This is a genomic window from Arsenicicoccus sp. UBA2120, from assembly GCF_002330965.1.
Classification (GTDB): domain Bacteria; phylum Actinomycetota; class Actinomycetes; order Actinomycetales; family Dermatophilaceae; genus Arsenicicoccus; species Arsenicicoccus bolidensis.
On record NZ_DCYC01000034.1, the window covers coordinates 1 to 12,474 of the forward strand.

The following is a 12,474-nucleotide window of genomic DNA, read 5'->3' on the forward strand; positions in this document are numbered from 1 at the left end:
GTACCAGTCGCTGCACACGACGGTCATCGGCCCGGGCGGCAACCCCGTCGAGATCCAGATCCGCACGCACACCATGCACCGGCGGGCGGAGTACGGCGTCGCCGCGCACTGGAAGTACAAGGAGGACGGCCCCGGCACCGCGGCCCCCACCGACGACGGCCAGACCGACATGTCCTGGCTGCGCTCGCTGGTCGACTGGCAGCAGGAGACCAGCGACCCGGGGGAGTTCCTGGACTCGCTGCGCTTCGAGATCAACACGCAGGAGGTCTTCGTCTTCACCCCCAAGGGCGAGGTCATCGGCCTGCCCGCGGGGGCCACGCCCGTGGACTTCGCGTATGCCGTGCACACCGAGGTCGGTCACCACTGCATCGGCGGCCGGGTCAACGGTCGCCTCGTCCCGCTCGAGTCGCGGCTGGAGAACGGCGACGTCGTCGAGGTCCTGACGTCCAAGGCGCCGGACGCCGGCCCGAGCCACGACTGGCTCAACTTCGTCAAGAGCGCTCGGGCGCGCAACAAGATCCGCGCGTGGTTCTCCAAGGAGCGTCGCGAGGAGGCCATCGAGTCCGGCAAGGACGCGATCGCCAAGCAGATGCGCAAGCAGGGTCTGCCCGTCCAGCGTCTCACCTCGGCCGAGTCGCTGACCGCCCTGGCGCGCGAGCTGCACTACCAGGACATCAGCGGGCTGTATGCCGCGGTCGGTGGCGGCACGATCTCGGCGCAGCACGTCGTGTCCAAGATGCTCGCGCAGGCCGGCGGCGAGGAGGGGCTGACCGAGGACGCCGCCGAGACGGTGTCCCCGTCCCGCCGGACCCGCCGCGTGCGCGCGACCGACCCGGGCGTCGTCGTGGTCGGCACGGACGACGTGTGGGTCAAGCTGGCCAAGTGCTGCACCCCCGTGCCGGGCGACGACATCATCGGCTTCGTCACGCGCGGGCACGGCGTCTCGGTGCACCTGCGGGACTGCACCAACGCCGCCGAGCTGCTGTCGGAGCCGGAGCGGCTCATCGACGTGCAGTGGGCGCCCACGGCCTCGTCGGTCTTCCTCGTGCAGATCCAGGTGGACGGCCTCGACCGGTCCCGCCTGCTCTCGGACGTCACCCGCGTCATCGCCGACCTGCACGTCAACCTCATGTCGTCCAGCTCGTCGACCACGACCAACCGGGTGGCGACCTTCCGGTTCACCTTCGAGATGGGCGACCCCGCGCACCTCGACCACGTCATGCGGGCCATCCGCAAGGTCGACGGCGTCTTTGACGTCAGCCGGGTCGGCGGGGCCCGCAAGATCGAGCAGCAGTGAGGACAGCCCGTGCGTAGCAACGAGTTCGGCCAGCCCATCGGCGACGACGTGTGGGGCTGGCACCCGCGCGTCCTGCCCCGCGACGTGCGCCTCGAGGGCCACGAGGTGACCCTGGTGGACCTCACGCTGGACCACGTGCCCAGCATGTTCGAGCTGACCTGTGGCGAGGGCAACGAGCCCCTGTGGACCTACATGTCCGCCGGTCCGTTCCGCACGAGCACCGAGCTCGGCGCCTACGTCCAGAAGCAGATGCGCAACCCCACGACCGTCCCGCTGGCCATCATCGGCAACGAGACCGGCCGCGTGGTCGGCACCGCGTCGTACTGGAACGTCAGCCCGGTCAACGGGTCGATCGAGATCGGCTCGATCGTCTACTCGCCCGAGATGCAGCACCACCGCGGCGGCACCGAGTCGATCTACCTCATGGCGCGGCACGCGATCGACGAGCTCGGCTACCGCCGCCTCGAGTGGAAGTGCGACGACCTCAACGAGTCCTCCCGCCGGGCCGCCGTGCGCTACGGTTTCACCTACGAGGGCACCTTCCGGCACGCCGTCGTCTACAAGGGCCGCAACCGCGACACCGCGTGGTACGCCATGACGGACGCCGAGTGGCGGCGGCTGCGGCCGGCATACGAGCAGTGGTTGTCCGAGGACAACTTCGACGCCGACGGCCGGCAGCGGTCCCGCCTGTCCGAACTGACGACCGCCGCCCTGGTCTGACCCCGGCCCGCGGGTCAGTGCCGGGGGAGGGGCTTGTCCCGGGCGGCGAGCAGCGCTGCTGCTGCGCGCGGCGGCTGCTCCACGCGTCTGGTGGGGTGGGGTCAGGCGCGGTGCGAGAGCGCCTCGAGCAGGGCGGCACCGGTCCCGGCGTCGTCGACGGTGATCGTGAACCGCCGGCCGTCGCGGCGGGTGATGCGCAGCGCCGAGCCGCCGCGGGTCACGAGGGCCGTTCCGTGCACGGGGGAGAGGCGGTAGCCCCAGCCGCCGTAGTGGGACGGGTCGACCTGGACGACCTCGGCGGAGGCGATGTCCTCGAGGGGGACGTGGCCGCGGGGGAGGCCCAGGCGGCCCCGCCAGCGCAGGCCCTGGTGGTCGACGGTGACGCGGAAGCCCGTGAAGGCCAGCGCGATCACCGCGATCAGGACCGGCACCCACGCGACGGCCCGGTCGCCGTCCAGGATGGCGAGTCCGAGGGTCACGACGAAGGTCGACGCCACGACCACGCTCAACCAGCGCGCCTGCCCCGTGCGGGAGATCCAGATGGCGCGGGTGCCGGGCGCCAGCTCCTGCCGCAGGCGTGGGGCCTGGGGCGCCGGGGCGGGGGGATCCTCCGGGCAGGCCTTGGCGGCGAGCCACCCCGCGAGCAGTCCCAGCGCCACCCCTGCGGCGGCCGGCGGGAGGGGCAGGCGGGCGGCATACGGGTCGGTGAGGTCGAGGTGGGCGTGCAGGACCAGGGCGAACACCGTGGACAGGACGACCTCGACCGCGACGAGGCCGGCCACGAGCCCCTTGGCGCTCGTGCCGGGCCGGGCTCGGGTGAGCACGACGGCGCCGACGACCGCCACCGCCACGAGCGCGCCGCAGAAGCCGGCGACCTGGGTCCCGGTCGCGCCGACCTGGTCCGGCACGCCGGCCAGCGTGAAGTGCGAGGCCATGCGGTCCGGCAGCCGCGGCCACCACAGGCCGAGCAGGGCGCCCAGCGCGCCGAGGCAGCCGATCGCCGGGACGAGGCAGACCGCGAGGGCCCGACGCCTGGCCGGGGTCGGACCGGGGTGGGTGGTGCGGCTGGTCATGACGAGGCCTCCTGGTCGAGGAGCGTGTGGAGCTGGGCGAGGGTGACGCCGTGGCGGCGGCCCACGTCGAGCAGGTGTCGTGCGGACTGCTCGAGCTCGGCCGTGTCCAGGCCCTTGGCGGTGACCACGGCGCCCCGGCCGCGACGCAGCTCGATGGCGCCCTCGTCGCGCAGCGTCGTGTAGGCCCGCAGCACGGTGTGCATGTTGATCCCGAGGCTCGAGGCGAGGTCGCGGGCGCTCGGGAGCTTGTCGCCGGGGCCGACGTCACCGCGGAGGATGGCGCCGCGGACCTGCGACACGAGCTGTCCGTAGAGCGGCTCGGTCGACTCGGGGTCGATGGTGATCAGCACCCCTCAACCATAGTTGTTCTAGATCAACTAGAACAAGTGGTTCGAGGCGCGTGCGCCGTGGTCTGGGTTACAGCAGACCTCGTTCGTAGGCGACCCGCACCGCGGCCGCGCGGTCGCCGACCCCGAGCTTGGCGTAGGCGTGCACCAGGTGCGTCTTGACCGTCGCCTCGCTCACCAGCAGGTGCTCGGCCGCGCTGCGGTTGGTGCCACCCCGGGCGATGACCCGCAGCACCTCGAGCTCGCGCGTCGTCAACTCGGTGCCGGCGCCGGAGCGGCGTCCGGTGAGCGCGTCCAGCGCCCCGGGGGCGAGCGCGGTGCGGCCGGCGCACAGGTCGACGATCGCGCGGACCAGGTCTGCCCGGCGGGTGTCCTTGAGGAGGTAGCCGTCGGCGCCGGCCGACATGGCCGTCACGATGTCCCGGTCGGTGTCGTAGGTCGTGAGCACGAGGATGCGGGGGCGGGCCGGATCGAGCGCCCGCAGCTCGCGGATCGCCGTGATGCCGTCGCCGAGCGGCATACGAAGGTCCATGAGCACGGCATCGGGGGCGCGGCCCGCCTGGGTGAGCGACGCGACGACCGCGAGCGCCTCCGGGCCGCTGGCCGCCTCCCCGACCACCTCGACGTCGGGCTCGCGCTCGAACATCCCGCGCAGCCCGTCGCGGACCACGGGGTGGTCGTCCACGACGACCACCGACAGCGCGCAGGGTCGGTCGGGGGAGCCGGCACAGGCAGGGCTGCTGGGGTCGTGATCGGGCCTCATCGGGGCACCGCCGCGCTCACCACGCACCCGCGACCGGGGGCGCTCTCGACGGCGAAGGAGCCACCGCACCGCTCGAGGCGCGCGCGCATGCCCGCGATGCCGTGCCCGCGATGGGCGTGGGAGCCCACGGGGTCGACCGGGCGGGTGTGGCCGGTGTCGGTTGGGCCGGTGGCCCTGGAGCCGGCGTCGACGGGGTCCGCCACCACGAACCCCCGGCCGTCGTCGCGCACGTCCAGCCGCACCTCCTCGGGCGTGAAGGTCAGCGTGAGCGTCGCCCGCCGTGCGTCCCCGTGGCGCGCGACGTTGGACAGCGCCTCCTGCGCGATGCGCACCAGCTCCGCGTCGTGCGGGCTCGGGCCGGGCGGCCCCTCGACGACCATCGTGGCGGCGACGTCCGCGCTCTCGCCCCACCGGCGCACCAGGCCGTGCAGGGCGGTCGGCAGGTCCGCGCCGTCGAGGTGCGGGGACGCGAGCGCGACGACGGCCCGGCGGGCCTCGGCGAGGCTCTCGCGGGCCGCTCGCCCGGCCCGGTCGATGCGGGCCTGCGTCGACGGGTCGGCGACGTCGACGGCCTCGAGCTGGGTGATGACACCGAGCAGGCCCTGGGCGACGGTGTCGTGGATCTCGCGCGACAGGCGGGCCCGTTCCTCGAGGATCCCGGACTCACGGGCCTGGGCGACGAGCTGCGCCTGCAGGGCGGCATTCTCGCGCTGGGCGGTCTCGAGGAGCCGGATCGCCTCCTCCCGCCGCGTCACGGCCTCCTCACGGCGGTGCTCGACGGCGATCATCGTCCCCGAGAGCCCCGCGTTGATCAGGACGATCAGGACATACAGCCAGGGCACCGCCCACACGCCGTGCACGCCCCCCGCCTGGGACAGTCCGGTGGCGGTGGCGACGGCGAGGATGCCCAGCCACAGGACGGGCCAGCGAAAGACGCGGACGGCGTCGAAGTAGCCCACGAAGGCGTAGAAGCCGTAGAGCGGGTGCAGCGCGCACAGGGCCAGGCAGGCCAGCGAGTGCAGGACGAAACCCAACGTCCCGGACACCCTGCCGTGCGCGCCCCAGCGCTCCCACCACCCGCGAAAGACGAGCAGCGCCAAGGCGATCCGGGGAGCCTGCGCGAGGCGCCGCCCGCCTGGGGCAGCGATGCGGGTGCTGCGGCGACGCCGATCGTGCTGGCCATGCTCGCCATCATCCTCCCTCCGGCCGTATGCCGCCCCGCCCGCGTGATCACTCCCACCGGAAGGCGCGGGCGGCCACCGCGGCGGGCACGACCGTCCAGGCGACGAGCACCGCGAGCTGCGCGAGCGAGGGCCACGAGCCGTGCAGGGCGTCCAGCATCGCCCCGGAGGCGGCGCCGCTCGGCGTGAGGTCCGCGATCCGTGCGAGCAGCTCGGGGAACACCGAGCGCGGCACCCACATCCCCGCGAAGAACCACAGGACGAAGGTGAGGACCGTGCCCACCCCGGTGGCCATGCGGGGGTTGGTGGCGAGCGCGCTGACGAGACCGCCGATGGACAGGAACGCGCCGAGGGACAGCACGGTGACGAGCGCGAACGCCAGGACGTTGCCGGGCGGTGGGTTGCCCAGGACGGTCGGGATCGCCACCATCGCGACGGCCACGACCAGGGTCACCGCGCCGAGTGAGATCATCACCGCGCCCAGCAGCACGGCGGGGGAGACCGGGGTCGTGCGGAGGCGCTTGAGCACGCCGTCGGTGCGGTACTGCGCCAGGATCGTGGGCATGCCCTGGACCGTGAGCAGGCTGGCCGTGAACAGCACGAGCACCGGCAGGTAGACCTGGGAGAAGCTCCAGCCGCCGAGGTCCGCGGACGCGGCGCGGGTGGCGGGCACGAGAGCCAGGACGACGTCGGCGACCACGGGGATGAGCACGGCCCAGACCACCAGCCCAGGCTCGCGCAGCAGCAGACGGGACTCGTTGGCGGTCATGGCCCCGAGCGCCGACCGGCGGGGTGGCGGGGCGACCCTCGCGGGGGTGGCGGTGCTGGACGGGGCGGAGGGCGTGGAGGGCGTGGAGGGCGTGGAGGGCGTGGAGGGCGTGGAGGGCGTGGAGGGCGTGGAGGTCATCGCTGGTCCTCGGATCGGCGCGGGGTGGTGAGGGACAGGTAGGCGTCGTCCAGGTTGGGCGCCTCGACGCGGAGCCCGCGCGCGCTGACCCCGATCGCCGCGAGGTGGGTCACGAGGGCGCCGACCGCGTCCTCGCCGCCCGTGACGGTGACGCGGTCGCCGTCGACCGTCAGGTCGGTGACGTCGGGCAGGTCGAGCAGCCGGGCGGTCTCCTGCCCTCCGAGCGGCCGCGACGGGGTGAACCGGATGCGCTGGACGCCGCCGGCTGCGCTCGCGAGCGCGTCGGGGGAGTCGAAGGCCGTGACCCGGCCGCCGTCGAGGATCGCGACGCGGTCGCAGAGGTGCTGCGCCTCCTCCATGAAGTGGGTGACCAGCAGGATCGTGACGCCGTCGCGCCGCAGCTCGGCGAGGAAGGCCCAGATCTCGCGGCGCGCGGCCGGGTCCAGACCGGTGGTCAGCTCGTCGAGGATGGCGATGCGCGGGTTGCCGACCAGGGCGAGGGCCACCGACAGCCGCTGCTGCTGGCCGCCCGAGAGGCGCTCGAAGCGCTGGTCCGCCTGGACCGAGAGACCGAAGCGTGCGAGCAGCTCGTCGGTGTCCCGAGGGGCGGGATAGAAGGAGCGGTAGAGGTCGAGGACCTCGCGGGGCGTCGTCTTCTTGGGCAGGCGAGCCTCCTGCAGCTGCATGCCGAGGATGGCGCGCAGCGCGGGCGGGTCGTCGTCGGGGTCAAGCCCGTCGACGCGGACCGTGCCGGAGTCGCGGCGGCGCAGACCGCCGATGCACTCCACCAGGGTCGACGTGCCGGCGCCGTTGGGGCCGAGGACGCCGACGATCTCGCCGGCCTCGACGTCGAGGTCGACGCCGCGGACGACCGGTCGGGCGTCATACGACTTGGTGAGGGACGAGACGTGGATGAGGGACATGTCCCCAGCGTGCTCGCGGACCCACCCCGGCGGCATCGACCGGGTGGCCACACCGATCCTCCACCGATCGGTGGATCACGCCGGGGGTCGGGCCTCGATCCACGATCCAGCAGTGCCCGTATGCCGAGGGGCCCGCCCCCTCGCGGGTGCGGGCCCCTGGCCGGATCAGCCTGACCTCGACACGTCGGCCGGGCTTCGTCACATCCCCGTGGCGTGCGAAGTCGGGCGGATGTGCCTACCTGAGGTAGGTCAGGCCTGGGCCTTGTGGACCATCTCGAGCAGGGCCCGACGGGAGGCGAGGGACTCCTCGGCGGCCTTGATCTTCTTCTCGTCGCCGGAGGCCCGGGCCTTGTCGAGGGCCTTGTTCTCCTTCTCCAGCGCCTTCTCGATCTGCTCGGCGAAGGCCGACGCCCGGTGGTTGACCTCCGAGTTCGACTTCTTCCACTTCGCGTCCTCGGCGTCGCGCACGGTCTGCTCGACCTTGCGCAGCTCGCCCTCGATGCGGCCCATCTCGGAGCGGGGGACCTTGCCGGCGGCGTCCCACTTGTCCTGGATGGTGCGCAGCGCGGACTTGGCGGCGTTGAGGTCCTTGATCGGCAGCATCGCCCGGGCCTGCTCGAGCAGACCCTCCTTGACCTCCAGGTTGGCGCGGAACTCCTTGTCCTCCTCGGCCGAGACCTCGTCCTTGGCGTTGAAGAACGCGTCCTGGGCGGCCTTGAACCGGCCCCACAGCTCGTCGTCCTCCTTGCGCCCGGCGCGACCGGCCTTGCGCCACTGGTCCATCAGGCGCTTGAAGGCGCCCGCGGTCGGGCCCCACTCCTTGCTGGCCGACAGCTTCTCGGCCTCGGCGACGAGCTTCTCCTTGGCGGCCCTGGCCTCGGACTGGGTGGACTCCAGCTCGGCGAAGTAGACCCGGCGGGCCTTGTCGAAGGAGTTGCGGGCCGTGCTGAAGCGCTGCCACAGGGAGTTCTCGGACTCGCGGTCGAGCTTGACCGACGACCGCTGGTGCTTCTTCCAGTCGTCGAGGAGCTCGCGGATGCGGGCGCCGCTCGCCTTCCACTGCGTCTTGGCGGGGTCCTGGGCCGCGATCTTCTCGGCCTCGGCGACGATCGCCTCGCGCTCGGTGCGGGCCTGGTCGCGGGCGGCGGCGCGCTCGGTCGCCTCCACCTGACGGCGCGCCTCGATGGCGGTGGCGATGGACTCGACCTTGGCGTCCAGGCCGGGCAGGTCGCCGACGACGTTGGCCTCACCGATGTGCTCGCGCAGCTTGGCGAGGTCCTCGGTGGCCTCCTTGGCGGACAGGCCGGTCTGCAGCACGCGGTGATAGAGCAGCTCGGACGCCGCCCACATCTCGTCGTACTTGCGGGCGAAGTAGGCCAGGGCCTCCTCGCTGCTCGCACCCGGGTAGGAACCGACGGCCTTCTCGCCGTCCGGGGTCCGGACGTAGACGGTGCCGTCCTCGGCCACCCGGCCGAAGGTCGCCGCGTTGCTCGGCGGGCCGGCGGGCGGGGCGATCGGTGCCGGCACGCCCGACGGGGACGCGGGGGCCGGACGAGCCGGGGGCTTCGGCATCGCGGCCGGGGTCGGCACGGCGGCCGGGGTCGGGACGGGGCTCGGGGCCGGTGCGGCCGCGGGCTTCGCGTCCGGCGCCGGAGTCTCCGCCGCCGGAGTCTCCGCCGCGGGGGCGTCCTCGGCGGCGGGCGTGGCCTCCTGGGCGGGAGCCGACTCCTGGGCGGGAGCCGACTCCTCGGCGGCGGGCGTCGCCTCCGGCGCTGCGTCAGCCTGCTCGGCGGGGGCGGTCTCCTCGGTGGCCGGCGCGGCGGCCGGCTCGTCCATGGTGACGCCCTCGCTGGCGGAGGAGGTGGCCTCGGGAGTGACGTCGCTGCCCTCGCTCGCGGAGGTGCTCGTCTTGGTGGCGACGGTGCTGTCCGCGTCGGCAGGCACGCTCTCCTCCGCCGGCGCCTCGACGCCGGTCTCGGCGGGGGCGGCCTGCGGGGCCTCGGACGACACGGCAGCGTCGACCTCGGCGTCGACGGGCTGGGTGGTCGGCTGCTCGGGCTGATCGGACACAGTCATGCCTTCTTCTTGGTGACGGAGACCTCGAGGATGCTGATCGGGGTCTTCGGACGGCCGTCGCCTTGGCCGTTGGAGTCGTCGGACCCCGCCGCGGCGATCTGGTCCACAATATCCATCCCGCCGGTGACCTTGCCGAATATCGAGTAGCCACCTCCGTCGGTGGGCAGCGTCGAGGCCTGGTGGACGACGAAGAACTGGCCGCCGTTGCTGTTGGGGTCCTGCGTGCGGGCCATGGCGATCACGCCGCGGGGATAGGCCCCGTCGCCGGGCGCGTTCTCGATGCCGAAGCCGTAGCCGGGGGAGCTCGCACCCGTGCCCGTCGGGTCGCCGCACTGCAGGACCGACAGGCCCCCGGTGGTCAGGCGGTGGCACGGGCTTGGAGCCCAGTAGCCCTCGCGGGCCAGGTGCAGGAAGGACGCGACCGTCTGCGGGGCGGCCTTGCCGTCGAGCTCGAGCGTGACCGGACCGCAGCTGGTCCGCAGCGTCGCCACCCAGGTCGCGCCCTCGGCGGTCGCCTTGTCGGGGACCGCCGTGAACTGCTTGGGCTTGGTCTGCAGCGCGGGCGGCGTCGTGCAGCGCCCCGAGGCGGTGCCGGTGGGGGCGGCGGCGCCGGACGGAGGTATGCCGGACGGGGTCGCCGCAGGTGTGCTCGCTGCCGTGGCGCCGGCGGCATCGGTCGAGTCGCCGCGCGGCCGCATCGACAGCGCCACCCCGACCACCGTCGCCAGCACGATCGCCACCGTCGCGATCACCGCCACCAGGCGTCGCGTCCGCTCGCGCTTCTCCGCCTTGCGCTGCTGCGCGGCCTGGACCTTGTCGTGGCGCCGCTTGGCCCGCGCGCGCTCCTGCTCCCTCGTCACGCGCCCGAGTCTAGGGAAGACCACCGCGAGGCCTCGCCCGCCGCGCCTGCAGCGGACACATCTCGCCGACAGGGCGAAGACGGCTGCTCCGGTTGCCGGGGAGCCGCCATACCTGCCCTCTCACGGGCCGCGGGAGGCGCGGCCGACCCGATCTCGCCGGCGACGCCCCGTCCCCGCGCGTCCCCGGCCTCCCAGTAGGCTGACGCGGTGCTCGTACTCGCTTTCCCCGCCCAGGCCTTCGCCACCAACTGCTATGTCGTGGCCCCGGCCGCCGGCGAGCAGTGCCTCGTCGTCGACCCGGGCATCGGCGTGGTGGAGCAGCTCCGCGCCGTCCTCACAGAGCACCGCCTCAAGCCGGCCGCCGTCCTGCTGACCCACGGTCACGTCGACCACGTCCACTCGGTGACCCCGGTGTGCACCACGGGCGACGACGCCGACCTGGCGGCATACATCCATGCCGACGACCGCTATCGGCTCGCCGACCCGGCCGCCTCGCTCGACCCGCAGCTGGTCGCGATGTTCGAGCAGCAGTTCGGGCGGGCGTGGTCCTGGCGCGAGCCGCCGCGCGTCGAGTCGATCGTCGACCACCAGCACCTCGACCTGGCCGGGCTCGGCGTCGACGTGGCGCACGCGCCCGGGCATACCGAGGGGTCGGTGATGTTCACGCTCCCCGGCACGCCCGACGGCATCCCCGTCGAGGCCGAGCGCACCGTGCTCGCCGGAGACGTGCTCTTTGCCGGCTCCGTCGGACGCACCGACCTGCCCGGCGGCGACCACGAGGCCATGATGCGCAGCCTGCGCGACGTGGTGCTCCCGCTCGCCGACGACACCCTGATCCTGCCCGGCCACGGCCCCGCGACCACCATGGAGCGCGAGCGGGCCACCAACCCCTATCTCAAAGGACTCTGATCCACCGTGAGCGTCAAGATCGCCCCCCTGTCCGGCTTCCCCGAGTGGCTGCCCGCCGAGCGCGTCGTCGAGCAGCTCTTCCTCGACGTCATCCGCGAGACGTTCGAGCTGCACGGCTTCGTCAGCGTCGAGACCCGCGCCGTCGAGCCCGTCTCGCGCCTGGTCGGCAAGGGGGGTGACGCCGACAAGGAGATCTACGGCGTGCACCGCCTCGCCGGCGACGCCGACGGCGGCAGCGCCACCGACTCCGACGCCGAGGCCGGCGACCCCGACAAGGCGCTCGGCCTGCACTTCGACCTGACCGTGCCGTTCTCCCGCTACGTCCTGGAGAACGCCGGCAAGCTGACCTTCCCCTTCCGCCGCTACCAGATCCAGAAGGTCTGGCGCGGCGAGCGTCCCCAGGAGGGCCGCTTCCGCGAGTTCACCCAGTGCGACATCGACATCGTCGACGCGGGCTCGCTGGCCGCGCACTACGAGGCGGAGATGCCGCTGGTGATTGCCGACGTCTTCAGCAAGCTCCCGATCGGGGAGTACCGGATCCAGGTCAACAACCGCAAGATCCCCGAGGGCTTCTACCTCGGGCTCGGCCTGACCGACGTCGTCGGGACCCTGCGGATCGTCGACAAGCTCGACAAGATCGGACCGGAGGGCGTCACGGAGCTCCTGGCGGAGGCCGGCGCGACGGACGAGCAGATCGGGCAGTGCCTCGCGCTCGCCGAGATCTCCTCCACCGACACGTCCTTCGCCGACCGGGTGCGGGCGCTGGGGGTCTCGCACCCGACCCTCGACGAAGGCCTCGCCGAGCTCACCGCCGTCATGGAGGCCGCCATGGCCCAGCGCCCCGGCGTCCTCGTCGCCGACCTGCGCGTCGCGCGTGGGCTGGACTACTACACCGGGACGGTCTACGAGACCCAGCTGGTCGGGCAGGAGTCCTACGGCTCGATCTGCTCCGGCGGTCGGTATGACGCCCTGGCCTCCGACGGGCGCACCACCTATCCGGGGGTGGGGATCTCGATCGGCCTGTCCCGGCTCCTGGCCAGGCTCGTGTCGACCGGCGTGGTCCGTGCGTCCCGCCCGACGCCCACCTGCGTCGTCGTCGCGCTCGGCGTCGAGGAGGACCGTTCCCGCGCGATGGCCGTCGCCGCGGAGCTGCGCGGTCGTGGCATCGCCACCGAGATCGCCCCCAGCGCAGCGAAGTTCGGCAAGCAGATCAAGTTCGCCGACCGTCGCTCGATCCCGTTCGTGTGGTTCCTCGGGGCCGACGGCGCGTCCGACTCGGTCAAGGACATCCGGTCCGGCGAGCAGGTCGACGCCGAGGCTGCCACCTGGACCCCGCCCGCGGAGGACCTCCGTCCGTCCCTCGAGCGCGTCGAGGCCTGAGCCCCGCCCCGGGCGGACACCCGACGGGACGTGACCTG

The 12,474-nt window shown here is 73.2% G+C and carries 12 protein-coding genes; 4 read left to right on the forward strand and 8 right to left on the reverse strand.

Annotated features, from left to right (window positions below):
- On the forward strand, positions 1–1,297 hold a 1,297-nt coding region (locus tag B2P18_RS04420; protein WP_286956074.1), incomplete at its 5' end, for a RelA/SpoT family protein.
- A 9-nt stretch (positions 1,298–1,306) separates the two neighbouring features.
- Positions 1,307–2,017, forward strand: a complete 711-nt coding sequence (locus B2P18_RS04425; protein ID WP_286956075.1) for a GNAT family N-acetyltransferase — start codon at positions 1,307–1,309, stop codon at positions 2,015–2,017.
- Between the two features lie 101 nt (positions 2,018–2,118).
- On the opposite strand, the gene B2P18_RS04430 is transcribed toward B2P18_RS04425, so the two are convergent.
- The 8 genes from B2P18_RS04430 to B2P18_RS04465 all read right to left on the reverse strand — a co-directional run bounded on the left by B2P18_RS04430 (position 2,119) and on the right by B2P18_RS04465 (position 10,147).
- Positions 2,119–3,090, reverse strand: a complete 972-nt coding sequence (locus B2P18_RS04430) for a DUF1648 domain-containing protein (RefSeq protein WP_286956076.1) — start codon at positions 3,088–3,090, stop codon at positions 2,119–2,121.
- The gene (locus tag B2P18_RS04435; RefSeq protein ID WP_286956078.1) at positions 3,087–3,440 is read right to left on the reverse strand and encodes a GntR family transcriptional regulator; all 354 of its coding nucleotides are present in this window, start codon (positions 3,438–3,440) and stop codon (positions 3,087–3,089) included. The genes B2P18_RS04430 and B2P18_RS04435 overlap by 4 nt, the downstream gene beginning before the upstream one ends.
- A 67-nt stretch (positions 3,441–3,507) precedes the next feature.
- Positions 3,508–4,122: a response regulator gene (locus tag B2P18_RS04440; RefSeq protein WP_286956080.1), complete on the reverse strand. Its 615-nt coding sequence runs from the start codon at positions 4,120–4,122 to the stop codon at positions 3,508–3,510.
- Positions 4,123–4,196: 74 nt separating this feature from the next.
- Entirely contained in the window at positions 4,197–5,300 is a 1,104-nt protein-coding gene (locus tag B2P18_RS04445) for a sensor histidine kinase (RefSeq protein ID WP_286956082.1), read from the reverse strand.
- 130 nt (positions 5,301–5,430) lie between these two features.
- Positions 5,431–6,288: an ABC transporter permease gene (locus B2P18_RS04450; protein WP_286956085.1), complete on the reverse strand. Its 858-nt coding sequence runs from the start codon at positions 6,286–6,288 to the stop codon at positions 5,431–5,433.
- The gene (locus B2P18_RS04455) at positions 6,285–7,211 is read right to left on the reverse strand and encodes an ABC transporter ATP-binding protein (RefSeq protein WP_286956086.1); all 927 of its coding nucleotides are present in this window, start codon (positions 7,209–7,211) and stop codon (positions 6,285–6,287) included. The genes B2P18_RS04450 and B2P18_RS04455 overlap by 4 nt, the downstream gene beginning before the upstream one ends.
- 249 nt (positions 7,212–7,460) lie before the next feature.
- Complete coding sequence (locus B2P18_RS04460) at positions 7,461–9,287, reverse strand: DUF349 domain-containing protein (RefSeq protein ID WP_286956088.1); 1,827 nt, start codon at positions 9,285–9,287, stop codon at positions 7,461–7,463.
- Positions 9,284–10,147 carry a peptidylprolyl isomerase gene (locus B2P18_RS04465; protein ID WP_286956090.1) on the reverse strand — a complete coding sequence of 288 codons (864 nt, stop codon included), beginning with the start codon at positions 10,145–10,147 and terminating at the stop codon, positions 9,284–9,286. The genes B2P18_RS04460 and B2P18_RS04465 overlap by 4 nt, the downstream gene beginning before the upstream one ends.
- 207 nt (positions 10,148–10,354) lie before the next feature.
- On the opposite strand from B2P18_RS04465, the gene B2P18_RS04470 reads away from it, so the two are divergent.
- Positions 10,355–11,056, forward strand: coding sequence for an MBL fold metallo-hydrolase (locus B2P18_RS04470; protein WP_029212366.1), 702 nt, complete (start codon positions 10,355–10,357; stop codon positions 11,054–11,056).
- A gap of 6 nt (positions 11,057–11,062) precedes the next feature.
- Complete coding sequence (hisS, locus tag B2P18_RS04475) at positions 11,063–12,436, forward strand: histidine--tRNA ligase (protein ID WP_286956092.1); 1,374 nt, start codon at positions 11,063–11,065, stop codon at positions 12,434–12,436.
- Positions 12,437–12,474: the final 38 nt, after the last annotated feature.